At 35.4% G+C, this 21,716-nt stretch carries 17 protein-coding genes, 1 tRNA gene and 1 pseudogene; 11 read left to right on the top strand and 8 right to left on the bottom strand.

The window, feature by feature from the left end; genetic code table 11:
* Positions 1-21: 21 nt before the first annotated feature.
* Positions 22-1,917, bottom strand: a complete 1,896-nt coding sequence (gene htpG, locus NHG98_RS02010; protein WP_096617401.1) for a molecular chaperone HtpG — start codon at positions 1,915-1,917, stop codon at positions 22-24.
* Between the two features lie 498 nt (positions 1,918-2,415).
* On the opposite strand from htpG, the gene NHG98_RS02005 reads away from it, so the two are divergent.
* On the top strand, positions 2,416-2,544 hold the full coding sequence (locus tag NHG98_RS02005) for a hypothetical protein (RefSeq protein WP_259245497.1): 129 nt from the start codon (positions 2,416-2,418) through the stop codon (positions 2,542-2,544).
* Between the two features lie 55 nt (positions 2,545-2,599).
* On the opposite strand, the gene putA is transcribed toward NHG98_RS02005, so the two are convergent.
* Both putA and acnA read right to left on the bottom strand, forming a co-directional pair.
* A complete protein-coding gene (gene putA, locus NHG98_RS02000) occupies positions 2,600-5,740 on the bottom strand; it encodes a bifunctional proline dehydrogenase/L-glutamate gamma-semialdehyde dehydrogenase PutA (RefSeq protein ID WP_096617280.1) in 3,141 nt (1,046 codons plus the stop codon).
* A 124-nt stretch (positions 5,741-5,864) separates the two neighbouring features.
* Positions 5,865-8,447: an aconitate hydratase AcnA gene (gene acnA, locus NHG98_RS01995; protein ID WP_096617282.1), complete on the bottom strand. Its 2,583-nt coding sequence runs from the start codon at positions 8,445-8,447 to the stop codon at positions 5,865-5,867.
* 280 nt (positions 8,448-8,727) lie between these two features.
* Here acnA and NHG98_RS06510 point away from each other — a divergent pair.
* A pseudogene (locus NHG98_RS06510) lies at positions 8,728-8,856 on the top strand (WPE palindromic element domain-containing protein); the annotation flags it as partial.
* 174 nt (positions 8,857-9,030) lie between these two features.
* Here the strand turns inward: NHG98_RS06510 and secB are convergent.
* Positions 9,031-9,534 (bottom strand): protein-export chaperone SecB, encoded by a 504-nt coding sequence (secB, locus tag NHG98_RS01985; RefSeq protein ID WP_096617288.1) that lies wholly within the window; start codon positions 9,532-9,534, stop codon positions 9,031-9,033.
* 164 nt (positions 9,535-9,698) lie between these two features.
* Between secB and NHG98_RS01980 the strand changes: the two genes are divergently transcribed.
* The 4 genes from NHG98_RS01980 (at position 9,699) to gyrB (ending at position 14,326) form a co-directional block, all read left to right on the top strand.
* Positions 9,699-10,349 (top strand): Tim44/TimA family putative adaptor protein, encoded by a 651-nt coding sequence (locus tag NHG98_RS01980; protein WP_096617290.1) that lies wholly within the window; start codon positions 9,699-9,701, stop codon positions 10,347-10,349.
* A gap of 24 nt (positions 10,350-10,373) precedes the next feature.
* On the top strand, positions 10,374-11,069 hold the full coding sequence (dnaQ, locus tag NHG98_RS01975; RefSeq protein WP_096617292.1) for a DNA polymerase III subunit epsilon: 696 nt from the start codon (positions 10,374-10,376) through the stop codon (positions 11,067-11,069).
* A 44-nt stretch (positions 11,070-11,113) separates the two neighbouring features.
* On the top strand, positions 11,114-11,722 hold the full coding sequence (locus NHG98_RS01970) for an SCO family protein (RefSeq protein ID WP_096617294.1): 609 nt from the start codon (positions 11,114-11,116) through the stop codon (positions 11,720-11,722).
* Positions 11,723-11,938: 216 nt separating this feature from the next.
* On the top strand, positions 11,939-14,326 hold the full coding sequence (gyrB, locus tag NHG98_RS01965; protein WP_096617296.1) for a DNA topoisomerase (ATP-hydrolyzing) subunit B: 2,388 nt from the start codon (positions 11,939-11,941) through the stop codon (positions 14,324-14,326).
* 31 nt (positions 14,327-14,357) lie between these two features.
* Here gyrB and NHG98_RS01960 read toward each other — a convergent pair whose 3' ends face one another.
* A complete protein-coding gene (locus NHG98_RS01960; protein ID WP_259245495.1) occupies positions 14,358-14,483 on the bottom strand; it encodes a hypothetical protein in 126 nt (41 codons plus the stop codon).
* Positions 14,484-14,774: 291 nt separating this feature from the next.
* On the opposite strand from NHG98_RS01960, the gene NHG98_RS01955 reads away from it, so the two are divergent.
* Positions 14,775-16,358 carry a WD_0033/WD_0034 family tandem repeat-containing protein gene (locus tag NHG98_RS01955; RefSeq protein ID WP_096617298.1) on the top strand — a complete coding sequence of 528 codons (1,584 nt, stop codon included), beginning with the start codon at positions 14,775-14,777 and terminating at the stop codon, positions 16,356-16,358.
* A gap of 86 nt (positions 16,359-16,444) precedes the next feature.
* On the opposite strand, the gene NHG98_RS01950 is transcribed toward NHG98_RS01955, so the two are convergent.
* Entirely contained in the window at positions 16,445-16,651 is a 207-nt protein-coding gene (locus NHG98_RS01950) for a hypothetical protein (protein WP_259245493.1), read from the bottom strand.
* Between the two features lie 734 nt (positions 16,652-17,385).
* Here NHG98_RS01950 and NHG98_RS01945 point away from each other — a divergent pair.
* A tRNA-Arg gene (locus tag NHG98_RS01945) sits at positions 17,386-17,459 on the top strand.
* A gap of 8 nt (positions 17,460-17,467) precedes the next feature.
* Here the strand turns inward: NHG98_RS01945 and NHG98_RS01940 are convergent.
* Both NHG98_RS01940 and NHG98_RS01935 read right to left on the bottom strand, forming a co-directional pair.
* A complete protein-coding gene (locus NHG98_RS01940) occupies positions 17,468-18,418 on the bottom strand; it encodes a complex I NDUFA9 subunit family protein (protein ID WP_096617332.1) in 951 nt (316 codons plus the stop codon).
* A gap of 50 nt (positions 18,419-18,468) precedes the next feature.
* Positions 18,469-19,845, bottom strand: coding sequence for a UDP-N-acetylmuramoyl-tripeptide--D-alanyl-D-alanine ligase (locus NHG98_RS01935; protein ID WP_096617330.1), 1,377 nt, complete (start codon positions 19,843-19,845; stop codon positions 18,469-18,471).
* Between the two features lie 181 nt (positions 19,846-20,026).
* Here NHG98_RS01935 and NHG98_RS01930 point away from each other — a divergent pair, with 181 nt between their 5' ends.
* From NHG98_RS01930 to NHG98_RS01920, 3 genes are read left to right on the top strand one after another with little or no spacing between them, the layout of a single operon-like run.
* Positions 20,027-20,977 (top strand): hypothetical protein, encoded by a 951-nt coding sequence (locus tag NHG98_RS01930; protein WP_259245492.1) that lies wholly within the window; start codon positions 20,027-20,029, stop codon positions 20,975-20,977.
* Positions 20,974-21,342 (top strand): HIT domain-containing protein, encoded by a 369-nt coding sequence (locus NHG98_RS01925; protein WP_096617328.1) that lies wholly within the window; start codon positions 20,974-20,976, stop codon positions 21,340-21,342. Before NHG98_RS01930 ends, NHG98_RS01925 begins: the two co-directional genes overlap by 4 nt.
* Positions 21,343-21,360: 18 nt before the next feature.
* A complete protein-coding gene (locus NHG98_RS01920; protein WP_096617326.1) occupies positions 21,361-21,714 on the top strand; it encodes an NADH-quinone oxidoreductase subunit A in 354 nt (117 codons plus the stop codon).
* Positions 21,715-21,716: the final 2 nt, after the last annotated feature.

Raw genomic sequence — 21,716 nt, 5'->3', positions numbered from 1 at the left:
AATAACTAATCAAGTATAATACTAAATGATAACTTTGCCAAGCAAGTTGTTTAATTTTTTAGCAAATAGGCTTGCATTGTCCATATCTTCACCTTCCACTATACAAGCTTGGTAAAATAATAAATGAATCATGTCTTCCAATGTTGGGTTTTCACCATTTTCAGCGTGAGATTTCATTATATTTTTTATTACAGGATGTTTAGTGTTGATTTCCAGCACCTTTGGCGTGCGGTAATTTAACTGCTTTTGTTCACGCAAAAAACGCTCCATGCGAAGATCCATAGTACCTTCATCAACCGCTAAACACACAGGACTGTCAGTCAACTTTTTAGAGATCTTTACGCTTTTTACTGAATCTCCGAGCACTATAGTAAAATATTGCAATATAGTTTCCTCAGTTTTTTCTTCATTCGATTTATTTTCTTCATTTTTCTTATCTTCTTCTGAAGAGAATTTTTCCAAATCAACATCAGCGCGAGTCACAGACTTAAACTTTTGATCTTTATATTCATGAATTACACTGGTCCAGAAATCATCCACTGGATCAACGAACAGAAGAACCTCCAGCCCTTTACTGACGAACCCCTCAAGTTGCGGACTGTTTTTCACTGAATCGAGGCTATTTCCGGTAAGATAATAGATATGCTCCTGCTCAGGCTTCATTCTGCTTATATAGTCATCAATGCTGACTAATTTCTCATCACCAGCGCTATGAAATCTGCAAATTGAGAGCAGCGCTTCTCTCTCATCAGTTGGCATAGCTTCACAAAGACCTTCCTTTAAAACTGCACCAAAATTGGTCCAGAATTTTGTATATTCCTCTAAATTCTCTTTTGCTTTTTTACCGAGCTCTGATATCACACGCTTAGTGAGAGATTTTCTGATCTGCTCAACAACACGATTATTCTGCAGCGTTTCTCTGCTGATATTAAGAGGCAAATCCGGTGAATCAACCACACCTTTCAGAAAACGCAAGTATTGTGGTATGATCTGTACGTTATCTTCAGTAATAAATACCTTGTTTACATATAACTTCACAGAGCAACGTCTATCTGGATGAAATAAATCAAAAGGTTTAATAGAGGGAACATAAAGCAAATTCGTATATTCTATTGCACCTTCATTTTTATTATGCAATATCATCCAAGGTTCACCACCAACATGCGCAACACTGCGGAAAAAATCGTTGTGCTCCTCCTGAGTAACGTCATTTTTTGGCTTAGTCCAAATTGCAGCCTTACTGTTTAACTTTTCACTTTTTCCTTCTTCGTCTATGAATTCAACAGGAAAATTTATATGATCAGAGTAAGTAGTGACAATGTTTTCAACACGAAATTTATCTAAAAACTCATTTTCTTCAGGATGCATAATGAGTGTAATTTTGGTTCCGCGAGGGACTTGATTATCTGATTTACTTATTGAATATTCTCCATCTCCCTTGGATTTCCAGACCCAAGACTCCTCCTCTCCAGCTTTTCTTGATTCTACTATTACTTCCGATGCAACCATAAAGCTTGAATAAAAACCAACACCAAACTTCCCAATCAGCTCCACAGCTTGGCTTGAATCCTTGCTATTTTTAATCGCATCTAAGAACTTTTGCGTACCAGAGCTTGCAATTGTACCAAGGTTATCTATTAAATCTTGTCTGTTCATTCCGATGCCATTATCAGTGATATATAGCTCGTTCTTATCTTTATTGGAGCTAATAGTGATTTTTAATTCATCACTCAAATCTAGCAAATTAGGATTTAGTTGAGATTCATAACGCAATTTATCACATGCATCCGATGCATTTGATATTAATTCACGCAGAAAAATATCTTTATTAGTATAAAGTGAATGAATCACTATATTCAGTACTTTCCCTACTTCAGCATCAAATTTTAAATTTTCAGTTTCTTGTACATTGTGCATTTTGAGCTCCATTATTTGCCTACTAACCTAATAATTTAAGTATTGAATCACGATCTTTCAAGGTTACGTACACCAAAATTAATGTGGGTGTAGTTATTATGACACCCAATTTATGAGATCTCTTGCATAACAAACTTTTGGCAGCGCGTTGGATGAAACGAAAAAACTTACTTGACAAGCCTCACCAGGTCCCTTATTGTAGTGTTAAGGGTATTTATGACTCAAAACTTGTTTTTGACCTGCAGGCTCAATGACAAAATTCAGTAAAAAACTCAGAGTATTTATTGGCGGATTACATAAAATTATAGCGGCTGCATGTCTTTTTTATTTTTTCTACATTCAGCCAAATCGCGCTTATTTTAAGCGTTAGCACATTATTACAGCGCCACTTACAGTAATATAGAGTCAAAACTCGCACCACGGGGCTTCTTTTGCCTTTTTTTTCGTTTGGTAAATTTCTTAATGTTTGTAGCTAAACGACAACCGTCATCCCGCTACTTGTTAGCGGCTAAGAGATACCGCGGCGGCATGACGGTTCGTGACGGTATAACGGTTTGCGGTGGAATGACGGTTAAGCAATTCGTCATCCCGCAGCGGGATCTCTTGTTAGCGGATGAGATACCGTGAATAAATCACGGTATGACGGTGTAGGTAAGATAGGAGAAAAATTATGGCCCGCAAATTAATCCAAACACATAAGTGTTGTGTTACCACCGAATGCTGTAGTGTTAACACTTACAACTTTTTCTGTAGAAAAACGCTGTAAATAATGAGGACCACCAGCTTTTGGCCCAGTGCCAGATAGTCCTCTACCACCAAATGGTTGTATCCCAACTGCTGCACCTATCTGGTTACGGTTGATGTAGACATTTCCAACTGATATTTTTTTGCTTATTAAATCGATCTGATTTTGTATACGGCTCTGCAAAGAAAATGTAAGCCCATATCCTGTATTGTTTATATCACTTATAACTTCATTTAATTGTGACTTGTTAAAACGTATGATATGCAAAATAGGCCCAAATACTTCTTGCTTTAATTGCGAAATTTTTTGTATCTCATAAATATATGGAGGAAAGAAATAACCATTATGAGAATTTGTATCCATGGGTACTTTAAATAACAGATTTGAATCTTCGTCCTCTGACATTTTTTGCGTATGTTGGATCAGCACATCGAGAGACGTTTTGTCAATTATTGGCCCAATATCGGTACTTAAGTGCATTGGATCACCAATCTTTAGCTCCTGCACTGCACCACATATCATTTTTATCTGCTTCTCTGCTATGTCCTCTTGAATAAACAGCACTCTAAGTGCAGAACAGCGTTGGCCGGCACTGCGAAACGCAGAAAGTACAACATCTGTAGTCACTTGCTCTAAGAGAGCGGAGCTATCAACAATCATAGCATTGAGCCCTCCTGTTTCAGCAATAAGCGGCACAATAGGCCCATCCCTATCTGCAAGCATTTTATTAATTATTTGAGCAGTTTGTGTTGAGCCAGTAAAAGCTACTCCAGCAATTCTATTGTCTGGAACTAATATTTTGCCTAAATATCTACCATTCCCAGGAATGAGGTGTAACACATTTTTTGGTATCCCAGCTTCATGTAGTATCTTAACAGCTTCGTAGGCAATAATCGGCGTTTGCTCTGCCGGTTTTGCCAGCACTGCATTACCTGATGCAAGTGCAGCTGAAACCTGCCCAATGAAGATAGCAAGTGGAAAATTCCACGGTGATATACACAGGAAAACTCCCCTACCTTCAAAAAAGATGAAGTTATCTTCACCTGTTGGCCCTGGCAATTTTTTCCAGTCGCTCAGTTCATTTTTTGCTATCGTTGCGTAGTAACGTAAGAAATCTACTGCCTCTCTTACTTCCGCTATTGCATCAGATAAAATTTTTCCTGCTTCTACGATCAGAATGTAAATCAACTCTTTCATCCTTTCTTCAAGCAAATCTGCAGCTTTTTCAAGGCATTTAGCGCGCTTTTCTGCTGAAACATTCTGCCATTCAGTAAAAGCATTATGTGCTATTTCAAGAGCGTTTAAAGCTTGAACACTTGTTGTATTTGACACTTCTCCAATTACATTTTCTAAATGTGCAGGATTCACCACTTCAGTAAATTTGGCATCATCAAAAAGTGACTGTCCGTCAATTATTGGCCCAACTTGCCATTTTTTTTCACTAAAGCTCTTTATATCATCTGCAAATTGTGAGACTATCACCGAGTCACTAATATCCATTCCCAAAGAATTTTTTCTTTCTGGTCCCAAAATATCTTGTGGTAATGGAATGCCTGGATGAGATTCATAATTGAAACTTATAGCTTTTTCCAGTGGATCTGAAATTAACTCATCAATTTTAATGTTAGAATCATTTATTTGATTAACAAACGAACTATTAGCTCCATTTTCAAGAAGGCGTCTTATAAGATAAGGCAACAAGTCACTATGTTTACCAACTGGTGCGTAGACACGACAGCTAACATTTGTTGCAAGCTCTGACATTGCATAATCATATAAGTCTTTTGCCATGCCATGTAAACGTTGAAATTCAAATCCAGGATGATTTTTATCAGCAAGCTCCATGATAGAAGCAAAAGTATAGGCGTTATGAGTTCCAAAGCATGGGTAAAAGCTGTTTGGTTTACTCAAAAGTTTCTGTGCGCACGCGAGGTAAGATACGTCAGTATAGCTTTTTCTTGTAAATACTGAGTAATCATTTAATCCGAATTCTTGCGTACGCTTGATTTCTGAATCCCAATATGCACCTTTTACAAGTCGGACCATAATTTTATGATTTGATCGAATAGCAACATCCTCTACAAAGTCAAGAACAGACAAAGCACGTTTTTGATATGCTTGTACAGCCAAGCCAAGCCCTTCCCACTCAGAAAGTGATTCATCAAGCCGTAATTGTTCAAACAAGATTAAGGACATTTCAAGCCTTTCTGTTTCTTCTGCATCTATGCATAATGAAATGTTGTATTTTTTTGCTTCATGACAAAGCTCTAGCAGTTTAGCTCTCAACTCTTCAGCTATATTATCGAATTGACCAAATTCATAACGTGGATGTAACGCAGACAATTTGATTGAAATTCCATGCGATTTAAAACAATCATTTATTTCAGCGGATTCACCTATAGCCTTTATTGAGTACATGTATGAATTAAAATACTCTTCTGCATCTTCAGCTGTGTGAGCAGCTTCGCCAAGCATATCAAAAGAGTATAAAAACTTACTATTGTCATCTAGTTTTGCATACCTTAAAGCTTCTTCTATGGTTTCTCCAACAACAAAATGATTACCAAGCATAGACATTGCTTGTTTTACTGCTTTGCGAATGATCGGTTCTCCTAAATTCTTAAGTAACTTAGAAATTGCGTAATAGAACTTCGAATCGCCTTCATTATCTCTTAATATGCTGCTACCTATCATCAAGCTCCATGTGGAAGCATTGACAAACAACGAAGAAGAGTGCCCTAAATATTTATTCCATTCCTGATTGGCAATTTTATCTTTGATTATTTCGTCTATTGTATAATCATCTGGTATTCTAAGTAGCGATTCAGCAAGGCACATCAATGCTATTCCTTCATCATTGGAAAGCGAGTATTGCTGCATAAAGGAATCTACAATACTTAATTTATTGTGTTTGATTTTTTCAATAACTTGTTTTGCAATATTATAAATTCTACTTTTTGAATCGGCTGAAAGCTCTGCTTTTTCTACAAGATAACGTATATAACTCTTTTCATCAGTACGATAAAATCCTTGTAAACGTTTTCTCAATTCGTTAGGTTCTTGTATAGAGGTAATCATAATTATCTATAAAACACCCTTACTATATGTAAGGTAAAATTATATCATAACTTCGCGTAGAATAAATTATTATTTATAAAAGGTTAGGGCTGGCTAAAAGAAGTCTAGTACTTACTTAACTTTACTAAGTCAAGAAAAGTATGTAGCTCAATACTCCACCATCCATCAAGTATTTAACCTCAGTTGCAGTTTGTACACAGCATTTGAGTTGAATTGATTGTTCAGAACTATCCTTTCTTTTGATGATACATTCTAAATTTCTACTTGGCACTATTTCACCTTTTATGCTTATTATCTCACTACCATCAAATATCTTTCTGGTTATTCCATTTTGGAATATAAGTGGAAGAACACCCATACCGACTAAGTTAGACCTATGTATACGCTCAAAGCTTTCTGCAATCACAACTTTAATCCCCAACAATAAAGTACCTTTTGCTGCCCAATCCCTACTTGAACCTGTGCCATACTCCTTTCCTGCCACAATGATGAGAGGAACATTACTTTCTTTGTAGCGCATTGCTGCATCAAAAATTGACATAGTTTCTTGAGAAGGAATATATTTTGTATAGCCGCCTTCGATGCTTACCATTTCATTTTTTATTCTAATGTTAGCAAAAGTCCCACGCATCATTACATTGTGGTTACCACGACGAGACCCATACGAATTAAAGTCCTGTGGCTCAATTCCAAGATTTTTTAAATATATACCTGCAGGACTACTTGAGGCAATATTTCCAGCAGGGGAAATGTGATCAGTGGTTACGCTATCGCCAAACATTGCCAATATTTGTGCACCTTTTATATCGATTTTATTATTTTTAGGTGATAAATTATCAAAATAGGGCGGATCTTGTATGTAAGTGCTGTTTGCATCCCAATTATAGATTTCACTTTTTTCACACTTTATCTTTTGCCAATGTATATCACCAGAAAAAACATCCTTATACTTTTGTATAAACATCTCACCTGTTACCACATTTTTAACACAATCTTCGATTTCATTGTTTGTTGGCCATATATCCTTGAGGTATACGTCACTTCCATTCTTATCTTTGCATATAGGATCTTTTGTCAGGTCAATTCGTACAGTGCCTGCAAGTGCATAAACAACAACAAGCGGCGGAGAGGCTAAGTAATTAGCTTTGACTGAAGGATGAATTCTCCCCTCGAAATTACGATTACCAGATAAAACTGCAGCAACAGTTAAATTTTTGTTTTTAATGCCATCTTCTATATCTTTATTAAGTGGACCAGAATTCCCAATGCAAGTTGTGCAACCATATCCAACTAGATTAAAACCCAAAGCATTTAGATCTACCTGCAATCCAGACTTTTCTAAATATTCTGTTACAACTTGTGACCCTGGAGCAAGAGAAGTTTTGACCCAAGGCTTTGATTTTAATCCAAGTTTAATTGCATTACGAGCTACAAGACCTGCAGCAATCATTACACTTGGATTTGAGGTGTTAGTGCAGCTTGTTATTGCTGCAATAACTACACTTCCATCTTGAAGCTTATCACTTTCCTTTGATTCGTTAACTGAAAATGATTTAGAAAAAGACTCTGCCACTTGTGAAAGAAAAACCTTATCTTGTGGTCTTTTGGGACCAGCCATTACTGGCTTCACGCTTGATAAATCAAGCTCTAGTGTGTCAAAAAATGCTAACTCATTATTGCCACGCCACAATCCTTGCTCTTTCGCATAAGCCTCAACTAGCTTTTCTGGCCTTCCGGTTAAGCTTAAATAATCTAGCGTTTTCTGATCAATTGGAAAAAATCCACAAGTTGCGCCATACTCTGGGGCCATGTTTGCTATAGTTGCCCTATCTGCCAAAGATAAATAATCTAAACCATCACCATAAAATTCTACAAACTTACCAACAACACCCTTTGTTCTGAGGATATTGGTAACTGTCAGCACTAAATCAGTCGCAGTTACTCCTTCCGGCAGTCTGCCAATCAATTTAAATCCAACTACTTCTGGAATCACCATACTAATTGGTTGACCAAGCATCACAGACTCAGCTTCTATGCCTCCAACACCCCAACCAAGGACTGATAACCCGTTAATCATCGTAGTATGGCTATCCGTACCAACCAAAGTATCAGGATACAAAACCCCATCCTTATTACATACAACTTGCGCTAAATACTCAAGATTCACTTGGTGGCAAATTCCAGTACCTGGCGGTACTACTCTAAAATTTGTGAAGGATGATTCTCCCCACTTTAAGAATTGATATCTCTCCAAATTTCTTTTTACTTCTAGCTCAACATTCTTACTGAATGCGGAAACACTTCCATAACTATCTACTTGAACAGAATGGTCGATCACAAGATCAACGGGCACAGACGGATTTATGCTGCTTGGATCGCCTCCATTTTTCTTGACATAACTCCGCATAGAAGCTAAATCGACGACAGCAGGAACCCCTGTAAAATCTTGCATCAACACCCTTGCTGGCTTGTAGCTAATTTCATGATTAGCGTGTTTATTAACGCAACTTGCTAGTATTTTTATATCATCCAGCTTTACGTTTACTCCATCTTCATTGCGCAATAAATTTTCAAGCAGAAGCTTAAGTGAGCAGGGCAATTTAGTTACATCTATTCCTAAAAATTCACTAGCACTACTTAGGCTAAAATAGTTGTATGACTTCCCGTCAATGTTTAAAGTCGTTTTTGCGTTTAAAGAATTATTCATCCTGCATAACCATTTTTAAGTGAAAAATCAACTAATGATGTCATTCCAGCGCGTGACACACAACTGTACGAACGTCCCGTGTTGCAGTAGAGTAAGCATAACTACCAATGTCATCCCAGTGCCCAGACACTGGGATCCAGAAAATTTGATTGCAAATAAGCACGCTATACAACACTTTTGATGAAATTGAACAACGAAACTGGATCCACAACTGTACGAACATTGTGATTTTAGAATAATCTCCGCCAGGAAGGGTGTCATCCCAGTGCTTTGGCACTGAGATCCAGAAAACTTAATTTTAAATAAGTACACCAGATAGCTGTATAATAAGAACTGGATTCCAGTATCACGCACTGGAATGACATCATTTATTATGCAACATCGTGTCACATTGCAACGTTCGTACAGTTGTGAACTAGATCCCAGTGTCACGCACTGGGATGACAAGAATAATTTGCACCTGGATGACAACTGAATATATAGATCACATTCAAAATTATTACGCATATTCTGCTTCATTTCAGATACTTCCTCCTTTGGTACCTCAGTAGCACAGCTATCTTCAGCTATATATTACACTATATTAGTTAAAATTGGAATTACTACCGTTACTTCTTTTTTGTTGACTTTGCTGCTCGTACATAGTTTCAAAATCTATAGGATCTAGCATTAGTGGGGGAAATCCACCACTACTTGTAACTCTTGCAATTATTTCTCTTGCAAAAGGGAAAAGAAAAGTAGGTCCGCCAATAAACAAAGCTTGTCTTATCTCTTCCTCACTCAACTCTTTAAAATTTTCTATTGAAAAAATGCCACAATACTTTACCTCGCAAATGAAAGCAACGCTATCGTTCATGTTCTCGTCTTTTACCGTTGCCTTGGCTTCTATATGCAAGGTAATTTCATGAAAAGGCTTTTCTTCATTTACTCTTTCTTTGTTTTCCATTCCTTCTAATTTCGCTGAATTGATATTAACCATTACATTGATATCGGGAGCTTTATTTGAAGAAAGGAATGGCGAATTCGGATTCTCAAACGATAGATCTTTAACATATTGACCGTGAATTCTCATTTTTTGTTGTGGCATTTCTTATGTCTCCTTTAATTAAGTTGAGATATTTAATACTTTCTTATATAATATATTCATTTAGAAACGAATAGCAAACCTGATTATAAGTTGATATGAAAAACATATTTTCATTAATAATTAATAATGTTCGGATACTTTATATGCCAAGGAGTTGAGTTACTATGATAGAGCTTGTAATATATACTTTATTAGCGGCGTTCATTTTTTCACGTTTGTATAATTCTTTAGGAAGGTCAGCCAATCTCAATCTAAAAAAGCTAACTAGTGTATTGGATGTAAGCCGAAGTAAAGAAGATGTAGTAGAAAACATTGAGGGTTACATTGATAGCAATGATGAAAATTCAATAAAAGTTACTTATGAACAAATATTAAAAAAAAACAAAGATTTTTCTATTTCCCACTTTATAGAAGGTTCAAGCATAGCTTTTGAATTAATAATAAAATATTTCAATCAAGGAAATCTGTTCCAGTTAAAATCTCTCTTGGATAAAGATTTATACAACAACTTCGTAGAGAAGATTAAACATCGTAAAGAGGTGCACGAGTCTATAATTGTTTCTATCGTTTCACAAAAGATTTTAGAAATAAAGCTAGTAAAAAACACAGTGTTTATTGCAGTATATTTCCTTTCAGAGCAAATTAACTTCGTCAAGAACAATGAAGGGGATATCATATCAGGTAGTACATCCACCATTAATAAAGTTGGGGATGTATGGCAATTCAAAAAAAATGTTAATTCATCAGACCCAAGCTGGTTGCTTGTTTCTATTAACTATAAAAAGACAAATGATGATAAGACAAATAATAAGTAAAATTAGTTTTATTTAGAGTTAATCATGGAAAGCAAGCTACGCGAAATAGTACTTGACACTGAAACGACAGGTCTTGACATTGTATCTGGTCATCGAATTATTGAAATAGGGTGTGTGGAATTAATTAACCGCATTCCAACAGGTAAAGTATTCCATCGGTACCTTAACCCAGAAAGAGATATACCTTATCACTCGTTTAAGATTCACGGTATTAGTGAAGAATTTTTAGAAGATAAACCATTATTTTCAGATGTTGCACTTGAATTCCTTGACTTCATATCTAACGATATTTTGATAATTCACAACGCTGAATTTGACGTTAAGTTCCTTAATATGGAGTTAAGCAAGCTGAATGCTAGGTTAATTTCCTCAGATAGAGTGCTAGATACATTACCTCTTGCGAGGAAAAAATTCGTAGGATCACCTGCTTCTTTGAATGCATTATGTAAGCGTTTTGATATATCGCTAGAGAATAGAGAATTGCACGGAGCACTAGTTGATGCTCAATTGCTTGCAAAGGTATATGTTGAACTTACAGGAGGGTTACAAACCTTTCTGTTTGATAATGAATGCAATCAGGACAGTAACTCTACATTCGTTCAGCATAAAGTGCGTAATCTAACTCCCAGAGAACATTCACCAAATAGTGAAGAAATTGATGAACATAAGAAACTGTTAGACAAAATTAACAATACACTTTGGGATAAATATATTGAATAGGTTAACCAATAAAGATACAATTTGATTTTACTGAGAGCATTCTAATGGTAAGGTTTATAAGATTGTTATCTAATGTGCTAGCAGCATTAGCAGTTGTTTTTTTAGGTTATTGTTATTTCACTAAAAAAGGCATATTTGCCCCAGCAGCGATTCACAACGCGGAAGTTAAGATAGGCGGAGATTTTTCTTTAATTAATCAGGACGGACAGATCCTGCGCAGTAGTGATTTTAAAGATAAATACATGATGATTTTCTTTGGATTTTCCTCATGTAAAAGAATTTGTCCTATGAACCTTGGGATAATTTCAGAAACACTTGCAAAGTTAGATGAGAAAACTAACAACAAGCTACAAACATTCTTCATCACAGTTGATCCTGAGCGCGATAGCACGGAAAGACTTAAAGAATTTCAGCAGCAATTTGACCATAGAATACAAATGTTAACTGGTGAAAGAGAAAAAATAGACGAAGTAGTTGCGAAATATAAAGTATATGCAAGCAAAGTAGACGGAGAAGAAGAAATCAACCATTCTTCGATAATATATCTTATTGGCCATGGAGGAAAATATGTTACACACTTTGCAGCTGATTTAAATTCAGACGAAAGTCAATCTGATAAGATTTTGGCTGAGATAAGAAAATACGTAAACTGAATTATAGATTTTTCTGTTAATTAGTCGAGCATGCAACTGCATGAGCATTATAATTTAATCTCCACCGGGAAGACGCGTTGGAATGACACTATTTGCTGTCTTTAAAAATAAACATTCGTAAAGTTGTGCTTTTAACATGGGTTATCAGTTTAAAAATGTTGCTAACTAGTATATCTGAATGTAACATCAATTAACGTGTATAAATGAAGCAATCTAATGGAAAATAGTTATAATGCCGATGCAATAAAAATTTTAAGGGGTCTTGATGCTGTAAGGAAACGTCCAGGTATGTACATTGGTGACACTGATGATGGATCTGGCTTGCACCACATGGTATATGAGGTTGTTGATAACGCAATAGATGAATCTTTAGCTGGATATTGTGATAAAATTGAAGTTAGCATAAATAAAGATGGTTCAGTATCTGTAACTGATAATGGTCGTGGCATTCCAACTGACCTTCATGAAGAAGAAGGAATATCAGCAGCAGAGGTAATAATGACTCAACTCCATGCTGGTGGTAAATTTGACAGTAATACCTATAAAGTTTCTGGGGGATTACATGGTGTTGGAATCTCAGTTGTGAATGCATTATCAAGCTGGTTGGAATTAACTATTTGGCGCAATAAGAAAGAACACTTTATGCGTTTTGAAGATGGTGAGTCTATTGAACCTTTAAAGGTAGTCAACGAAAATACAAACAAAAGAGGAACTAAAGTCACGTTCATGCCATCAACAGAGACTTTTAATGGCATTGATTTCAGTTACTCAACGCTTGAAAATCGTATAAGAGAATTAGCATTTTTAAATTCAAATATCAACATTACTTTACGTGATCTGCGCAATGAGCCATATACAGAATCTCATTTCAATCAGAGCAATCAATCTAAAGACAATTTTGGTACAGCGAATTTTGTGTGGTACTTAGATAAGAATAAGACACATGTAACTAAAATTGCCAGTATGAAAGGAGATGCAGAAGATCTTGGCATCAGCTTGGAAATATCGATGGAATGGAATGATTCCTACTATGAACATATGTTATGCTTCACGAATAATATAAGGCAACGAGATGGTGGTACGCATTTGGCAGGATTTAGATCTGCACTAACTAGATGTATCAATAACTACGCAACTAATGAAGGGTTTTTAAAGAAAGCAAAAGTAAATTTAACTGGAGAGGATGTTAGAGAAGGTTTAACTTGTGTTTTATCTCTCAAGATGCCTGATCCTAAGTTTTCTTCACAAACAAAAGATAAACTAGTTAGTTCTGAAGCGCGTACAGTTGTGGAGAGCATAGTTTCTGATAAATTGAGCACAATCCTTGAAACTGATCCAAAATTGGCAGCAAGTATAGTAGAAAGAGCAATCAGATCAGCAAAAGGAAGAGAAGCTGCAAGAAAAGCACGAGAGTTAGTTAAAAGCAAAAACAATATTGATATTGCAACTCTGCCAGGAAAGCTTGCTGATTGCCAGGAAAAAGCCCCTGAGTTATCGGAATTATTTATAGTAGAGGGTAATTCAGCAGGTGGTACTGCAAAGCAGGGGCGTAATCGTAAAACACAGGCAGTGCTTGCCTTAAGAGGAAAAATTCTAAACGTAGAACGTGTAAGTTTAGATCGTATTTTTTCATCTGCAGAAATAGGCTCTTTAATTACTGCAATTGGCGCTGGAATAGGGAGTGAACACTTCGATATTGAAAAAGCTAGATATCATAAAATTATCATCATGACAGATGCAGATGTTGATGGTTCACATATCAGAACTTTGATTCTAACTTTCTTTTTTAGACACATGCGTGAAGTTATTGAGAAAGGCTACTTATACATAGCACAGCCACCCCTCTATAAAGTTACAAAGAATGCTAAAGACACTTATATTAAAGACGACGAAACTTTTGAAGAGTATATAATAAACTCAGCAGTTAAAAGATTAACACTAAGTGGTACAGCTACAGAATTTAACAACTTGCGCCTTATTTTGAATAAATGCGTTAGCATTTCTAATATTAGCAAAAATTATGATAGAGAAATACCACAAAATCTCTTAGAGTCATTGCTAATTTTAAGCAAAAAGAATGCACTGTTATCTGCTAATGAAATATTAAAATATTTGAAGTTAATGTACAGCGAATATACTTGGGAAGTAGAAATAAAAGATGAAGAAAAAGAAATTCACATCTCTAAATTATTTCAAGGATTGGCAGACAAATATATATTTGCACTTAGTATGCTTGAAGGCAAAGATATGCAAAACATATTAAGTTTGCTTGATGGTATAAGTAATTTATTTAATGGTGATTCATTTTTAAAGTCACAAGAAACTGAAATAAGAATCATTTCTCCAAGTACGCTTGCAAAAATAATAATGGACTATGGTAAAAAGGGTTTAACTCTGCAGAGATTTAAAGGTCTTGGTGAAATGAATGCTGATCAGCTATGGGATACTACGTTAAATCCTGAGGCTAGAACTTTATTGAAGGTTGAAATAAAAGATTGTGAAGAAGCTGATTCCATATTTTCAATACTAATGGGTGATATAGTTGAACCACGCCGTGATTTTATTAATAGCAATGCGCTCAACGTGCATGATGTTGATATTTGAACTTTTAGCAAAATGTACGAACGTTACGGGTTCAAGCAAAAACTGTGTCACTCAAATAGCTGACACTGGAACCTATCGTCATGCCACCGCGGTGTCTCTTAGCCGCTAACAAGCAGCGGGATGACAGTAATCCTACGTCATACCGTGATTTATTCACGGTATCTCATCCGCTAACAAGAGATCCCGCTAACAAGCAGTGGGATGACGAATTTGTCATTTTTCAAATTGTCGGTAAATCTGATTCACGTTAGCTACAAGTTTCGTTCTTCCCTTATAAATGACTTTACTGTGTCTTTTTTTCTGATTTAGAATTAGCAAGAAACGTTCTTGTAAGGTGGTCTACTAAAATTTTACTTTATAAAACAATGTCTGAACTATGCAATTAATACATTATCAACACAACTGATTCATAAAAGCAAATATTATAACCACGAAGAGAGTAAATGTTATGTTGAGTACAATAAAAAAGATCTTGAGAAAAAAAACGACTTATCAGGTGAATGATTCGAAATTGAAAGAGAAAGATGAAAAAAGTATTTTAAAATTAGCATCAAAAATAAAAGGCAAAAAAAGTAGCATTGCTGAAGAACTAGAAAAAATATCTAAAGAGAAAAAACAAAGGATTCTTACTACGGAAGTAAGCAAACATCGGAGTAAAGAATCAACTGTTACACCACTTGCTTATGCTATACATAGAAATAGTATAGTTGTTGAGAAAATGTTAAGAGTAGCTAAAGAAACCGATACTCTGAAAGACATTCTTGACGCAACAACAATTATAAAATGTCCAGATGGTCAGGAAGAAATTTACACACCACTTACTTATGCCATATTATATAAAAATAGCAAGGCTATTGAAGAAATTTTAAAAGTCTCTAAAGAAAACGGTATTCTGAAAGATATTCTTGACGCAACAACAATTATAAAATGTCCAGAGGGTTGGAGAGCAGCTTTTACACCACTTACTTATGCCATATTATGTGAAAATAGCAAAGCTATTGAAGAAATTTTAAAAGTCTCTAAAGAAAACAATATTCTGAAAGATATTCTTGACGCAACAACAACTATAAAATATCCAAATGGTAGGAGAGTAACTTTTACACCACTTGCTTATGCTATACATAAAGATAGTATAGCTGTTGAGAAATTGTTAAGAGTGGCTAAAGAAAACGGTATTCTGAAAGACATTCTTGACGCAACAACAACTATAAAACATTCAGATAGCCGAGAAGTGACTTACACACCACTTGCTTTTGCTATACTACGTAAAGATAGTATAGCTGTTGAGAAAATGTTAAGAGTAGCTAAAGAAAACAGTATTCTGAAAGATATTCTTAGTGCAACAATAACCATAAAACATCAAAATAATCAAAAAGCAACTGATAAGTTACTTGCCGCATTACGTGATCGCAAAGTTATTCAAAAAATTTTAGACATAGCTAGAGAAAACGATATTCTGGAAGACATTCTTAACGCAACAATAACCATAAAATATCAAGATGGTGAAGAGAAAATCTGCGCACCACTTATTTATACAATATCATGTCAAAGCAACGAAGTTTTCAATATAACAAGAGCTATAAATCAAGATGGTCAGGAAAAAACTCACATTCCATTTCCTACCCCTGATAAAAGAGAAACTGAATTAAAATTAAAATTAAGAGAAAAAAGACAAAAAAGACAAAGTAGAAGAGACGAGGGATTAAATTTTAACAATGGTAGTAGTGACAAAAATGTTGAAATAAAAGTTAATGGGGATATCTTGTTGCAGAATAGTAGTGGAACTGAAAATGAAATAAATCATACTGCTGTACGTAATGATGTAGGGGTGGTAAAGCTTCCAATAGAAAGTAGAGTAAATGTTAAAGCACAGAATATAAATGCAACGATTGTAACTTCTGTGATACTTAAAACGGTTGTAGCTTCTGTGGTATTTAAGATAGCTAGTGAAAGGGCATGTGTACTGTCAAAACCCACCACTAAATTGAAAGAAGTAGCTATAGCATGTCAAGGTTTAGCACTATATTTGTGAAACTTAATTTGTATGTGCTAAACAAGATGCTGATTAGTTTTATAGCTAACCCAAGAGAGGGTTCCCTACGTCATACTGCCGCGGCGCTAACAAGAGATCCCGCTAACACGTAGCGGGATGACGAATTGCTTAACCGTCATTCCACCGCGAGCCGTCATACCGCGATTCATTCGCGGTATCTCCCAGCATAGATCCCGCTGCGGGATGACGAATTGCTTAACCGTCATACCGCCACGAACCGTCATACCGCCGCAAACTGTTATGCCGTCACGAACCGTCATACCGCGATTCATTCGCGGTATCTCTTAGTCGCTAACACGTAGCGGGATGATGAATTGCTTAACCGTCATTCCGCCACGAACCGTCGTTCCGCCGCGGCGCTAACAAGAGATCCCGCTGCGGGATGACAGCAATCCTACGTCATACCGCGATTCATTCGCGGTATCTCTTAGTCGCTAACACGTAGCGGGATGACGAATTGCTTAACCCTCATTCCGCCACGAACCGTCATTCCGCCGCGGCGCTAACAAGAGATCCCGCTGCGGGATGACGGTTGTCGTTTAGCTATAAATATTTAAGAAATTTACTAAACAGAAAAAAAGGCAAAAGAAGCCCCGTGGTGCGAGTTTTGACTCTATATTACTGTAAGTGGCGCTGTAATAATGTGCTGACGCTTAGTTTAAGCGCGATTTGGCTGAATGTAGAAAAAATAAAAAAGACATGCAGCCGCTATAATTTTATGTAATCCGCCAATAAATACTCTGAGTTTTTACTGAATTTTGTCATTGAGCCTGCAGGTCAAAAACAAGTTTTGAGTCATAAATACCCTTAACACTACAATAAAGGACCTGGCGGAGTTTGTCAAGCAACTTTCTATATAATATTTTCTAAAATAAATGGACTTCTCGCATCCAATTTCGGCAGCGCGTGACACACAACTGCAATGACAAGGTGTTGTAAGATAAACATCATATTCACACGAAATGCTTGACTTCACTTGTACTAAGAAGCATTTTATATATGTCGTGTGCCCGTAGCTCAGCTGGATAGAGCATCAGCCTTCTAAGCTGAGGGCCGTAGGTTCGAATCCTACCGGGCACACTCTTCTATCAATACTTTCTATAAATCTTCAAGTATTCTGGCACCACATTTTCAATTGCTAATGGTCGAACCTTCATTGTTTCAAGGTCAGCTGACTTTTCGATTGAGCTATTCATCATAACTTTCACCTGATCTTGAGTAAGCACAGGGTTCGTATCTCCGGTTATTGGTTTTAGCAACATAGAAATAATTTTATTTTCTAAAAAGAAAGCTATTAACTTTGCCATTGGAAAAGATACATTGATCAACAAACACTTTCTGTTAGTAACATTCAGAATAAACTTCAATAAGCTTTTGAAAGAGTAAACCTTTGGTCCACCCATGTTATAAATTTTCTTGTCTTGCTTACTAAAACTGATAATACGATATACCACTTCAGCTAAGTCTGTTACACATATTGGCTGAAATTTAGTCGTTCCATTGCCAATTAGTGGTAAGCAAGGAAGAATAGTTGCTAGTCTTGCAAATTTATTAAAGAAGTTATCTTCCTTACCAAATACAAGGCTTGGCCTAATTATTATTGCTTCTTGAAATGCTGAAGTTACAGCTTTTTCACCTTCCAATTTACTTTGAGCATATTTTGACAACTTGCTACTTTCTATTCCCATAGCAGAAAAATGTATCATCATAGGTACATTTTTCATTTTTGCAGCTTTTGCTATCCTTTCAGCTATTTTAACGTGAACAGCGTAAAAATCGTGCTTTTTTGCTTCATATAATATTCCCACTAAGTTTATGGCTACATCACATTCTTCCATACCCTCTAGAACTGATTTTTCATCAAAAAAATCGCCTTTAAATATTGATATTTGTCCCAAATTGCCACACAATTTTAAACAAGCAGCTTTTTCCTGATTACGAGTGAATATCTTTATTAAATATCCTTCTGCTGCCAAGCGTCTTACGATGTGTTTCCCTATAAACCCCGTTCCACCAAAAATAATTACACGTTTTGTCACGATTAAAGTTCCTAATAATTTGTTACTGTAAATTAATACAATGATTTTGCTTAATATTCTATTATGAATTCCCGTACAATAAGATCCATTTTCATTCCTCGTGAGCCTTTAACTAGAATTGCGTCATTATTCTGAATAATGTTAGCTAAATCACTTTTCAATTGATTAGAATCATCAAAATGCGTGCCTCTTATACTATCTGGCAAAAGCTCATGCAATTTTAACATAAATTTACCAGCTGTATAAATTTTATCTATATTATTTTCTGTGACAATCTTAACCAAATCTGTATGAAATTCTATGCTTTTATCACCAAGTTCCAACATATCACCAAGCAAAGCTACTTTTCTCTGATTAGAATATGTACTCAAAGTTTTTATTGCAGTTTTCATCGAAGTAGGGCTGGCGTTATAGGAGTCATCAATTAAATGTATATATTTTCTATTGTATTTGACCTTATGAATATTGCCTCTACCTTTCGTTACACTAAAATTCTTAAGTGCAAGTGGTAATTTTGATAAATCAAGTCTGAGGCTTTGCATAACTGCTGCAACAGCAAGTAGCGAATAAGCAAAATGCTCACCTTGCACACGTAAATTACAGTTTATAGTTTGATTATTATTTAGTCTTATTTTTAAATTTAACCCGTCATCGTTTCTTATTATGTCTAATAAGCAAACTTCAGCATTTTTATCTTTACCGAAGCTTATTATATTTCTATTGGCATGTGATGAGAGATAATCATAATATTTATTATCTCTGTTCAAGACCAAAGTACCGTTATTTTTCGTACCATACAGAATTTCTAACTTCGCTTGTGCAACGTCAAATAGTGATGAAAAATTTTTAGTATGTGCAGGTTCGATGTTGGTAATAACTGCAATATTTGGATTACTAATCTTTGATAATTCTTTTATTTCACCAACTTTATTCATTCCCATTTCAAGGATTAAGTACTGGCAGTTTTTTGGAGCTTTTAGAATTGTCAAAGGCAATCCTATATTGTTATTTAAGTTACCTTCGTTTGCATGGGACACTCCATATTGCGATAAAACAGTGTGCAGCATATCCTTTGTAGTAGTTTTCCCGACACTGCCTGTAATTGCAATAACTTTAGCATCAACAAGAACATTTCTAATGTAGTATGATGCCATATCATGCAAAGCTTTTAGGGTATCTTGTACAATAACGAGAGGGAAATTTTTATATTTACCCTCACTCACTATTGCAGCGGCAGCCCCTTTTAAAAACGCCTCATGCAAAAAATTATGGCCATCAAAATTCTTTCCCTTGAGGGCAATAAATAAATCACCTTTCTTTATGTTTCTTGTGTCCGTTGAAATATTTGAGCTATGTATCCAATTGCAAACATTTACATCTGTTCCGCCAGTTGCATCAATGATATTATTTGTGTTCCATTTAAACATAATAGAGTATTCTTTATAATAAATTGAACAATAAAAGTAGCGAAAATACTACATGTTTTAGATAATGTACAAATAATGGTTGCAATCCCTATAATTCTATCTTATAATGGATATAGAAGTTTAAATTTTTTCGTCTATAATTAAAATGTATTTAGTTGTAGAAAGTACCTTGGAGGTGTGTATGCCAAAAAACGACCAAAATGAAGAATCTACTTCTATACTAGCTAAAGTTGGTAATACAGCTTCGGGAGTAGGAAGTTTTCTGGGTAGAGGTGCAAAAGCTCTATTTGGAGGTATAATATATCCTATACAGCCAAAAAACTGGTTTAAGTCTTGGGGCGAAATGTGGCACGACATAAAAAATGGCGGGCGCTATGTTATTGGCAGCGAGCTTGAAAAATATGACCCACCCATAAAAACCACACAAGCTAGTAAAGATCTTGGTGTAGAAATAATAAGCTGTAAGGATGGGAAAGTAAAATTTTTAGCATCAAGGACTCTTATTGGAGATATACCTTATTTGAACGATGAACAATTAGGTCAAATAAAGAAAAACCTGCCAAATGTAACTATTTTCAGAGAAGAAAACAAAATTGTAATTGAAATTAACGTTGAGGAAATAGCTAACACTATTAAAACTAATCCTGATAATAAAGGCAAGAGCGAGAAAGAAATAAAAGAGCTTGTTCTTAAAGGAATTGCTAATAAAGTTGAAGGCGACCTCAAGAAGTTTGCAGAAATCACTGGTGGAGAATTTAAAGTTCACACAGACTTAAAATTGCTGTATGGTATTGCAGAAAAATTGTATCGAGAATATGATAATCAGAACAAACCATCAGAAACTCTAAGGTCAGCACAAACTGGAAAGTCACCAGGGCAGTCCTCAGAAACTGTTACAAGTACAGATGAATTAGTAAAATCTTTTAACATTACTAATCCTAACGAGTTTCCTTTTGGTAAAAGTAAAGAAGCTATTTCTCCTATAAAAAATATGCAGTTATCAGAACAAGATATCAAAAAGCAAGTAGAAGGATTGGAAAGTACTTTTTTGAATTTTGAAGATGCCTCTGGTGAAGTAATAAAACCACTATCTACACCTGATGTAGAAAGAAATAAAGGAAGAGGAATATGAGCAATGAAGTTTATGATAGCAATAACATCTTTGCTCAAATATTAAGAGATGAGTTACCTTGTGAGAAGGTACATGAAAATGAAAATGTACTAGCTTTTCGCGATAAGTACCCTGATGCACCAGTTCACATTTTAGCTATACCCAAAAATCAATATATTTCATACGATGATTTTATTCTAAAAGCTTCTGAAGAGGAAATAGCAAATTTCTTCAAAACTGTAAGAGAGATAGCACATAAATATAATCTAGAAAAAACAGGGTATAGGTTAGTCACTAACTACGGTGAAAATGGAGAGCAGGTTGTACCACACTTTCACGTGCATATTTTAGGTGGTAAAAAGTTAGGAAAGCATGTAAACTCATAGTGTTATGTGTTTTGTTAAATGAGCGAATATCTAACCATAGTAATCTTTATCTGCGTATCAATTGTAGTATCTTTTGCTTTAGGTATATTGCCTATGTTTCTTGCAGTGAGTAATCCAGATGGTGAAAAACTTTCCACATATGAGTGTGGCTTCAATCCATTATCCAGTGCAAGAAAAAATTTTGACATTAAATTTTACCTAGTTTCAATATTATTTATAATATTTGACTTAGAAATTGCTTTTCTTTTTCCTTGGGCTGTTTCTTTATCTAAGATAAGCTATGGTGGATTTTGGTCTATGATGGTATTTCTTGCAATACTCACTATAGGTTTTATCTATGAATGGTGTAAAGGTGCATTAGAGTGGGAGTAGTT

It is taken from the genome of Wolbachia endosymbiont of Aedes albopictus (assembly GCF_024804185.1).
In the GTDB taxonomy this organism is placed as follows: domain Bacteria; phylum Pseudomonadota; class Alphaproteobacteria; order Rickettsiales; family Anaplasmataceae; genus Wolbachia; species Wolbachia pipientis_B.
Note: the sequence above shows the minus strand (reverse complement) of the source record. Positions and strands in the feature narration are given on the sequence as shown.

Excerpts from the sequence above, each read along its gene's own strand:
- htpG (WP_096617401.1), bottom strand. The coding sequence starts at position 1,917 with ATGCACAATGTACAAGAAACTGAAAATTTAAAATTTGATGCTGAAGTA.
- putA (WP_096617280.1), bottom strand. The coding sequence starts at position 5,740 with ATGATTACCTCTATACAAGAACCTAACGAATTGAGAAAACGTTTACAA.
- acnA (WP_096617282.1), bottom strand. The coding sequence starts at position 8,447 with ATGAATAATTCTTTAAACGCAAAAACGACTTTAAACATTGACGGGAAG.
- secB (WP_096617288.1), bottom strand. The coding sequence starts at position 9,534 with ATGCCACAACAAAAAATGAGAATTCACGGTCAATATGTTAAAGATCTA.
- NHG98_RS01980 (WP_096617290.1), top strand. The coding sequence starts at position 9,699 with ATGATAGAGCTTGTAATATATACTTTATTAGCGGCGTTCATTTTTTCA.
- dnaQ (WP_096617292.1), top strand. The coding sequence starts at position 10,374 with ATGGAAAGCAAGCTACGCGAAATAGTACTTGACACTGAAACGACAGGT.
- NHG98_RS01970 (WP_096617294.1), top strand. The coding sequence starts at position 11,114 with ATGGTAAGGTTTATAAGATTGTTATCTAATGTGCTAGCAGCATTAGCA.
- gyrB (WP_096617296.1), top strand. The coding sequence starts at position 11,939 with ATGGAAAATAGTTATAATGCCGATGCAATAAAAATTTTAAGGGGTCTT.
- NHG98_RS01955 (WP_096617298.1), top strand. The coding sequence starts at position 14,775 with ATGTTGAGTACAATAAAAAAGATCTTGAGAAAAAAAACGACTTATCAG.
- NHG98_RS01950 (WP_259245493.1), bottom strand. The coding sequence starts at position 16,651 with ATGAATCGCGGTATGACGGTTCGTGACGGCATAACAGTTTGCGGCGGT.
- NHG98_RS01935 (WP_096617330.1), bottom strand. The coding sequence starts at position 19,845 with ATGTTTAAATGGAACACAAATAATATCATTGATGCAACTGGCGGAACA.
- NHG98_RS01930 (WP_259245492.1), top strand. The coding sequence starts at position 20,027 with ATGCCAAAAAACGACCAAAATGAAGAATCTACTTCTATACTAGCTAAA.
- NHG98_RS01925 (WP_096617328.1), top strand. The coding sequence starts at position 20,974 with ATGAGCAATGAAGTTTATGATAGCAATAACATCTTTGCTCAAATATTA.
- NHG98_RS01920 (WP_096617326.1), top strand. The coding sequence starts at position 21,361 with ATGAGCGAATATCTAACCATAGTAATCTTTATCTGCGTATCAATTGTA.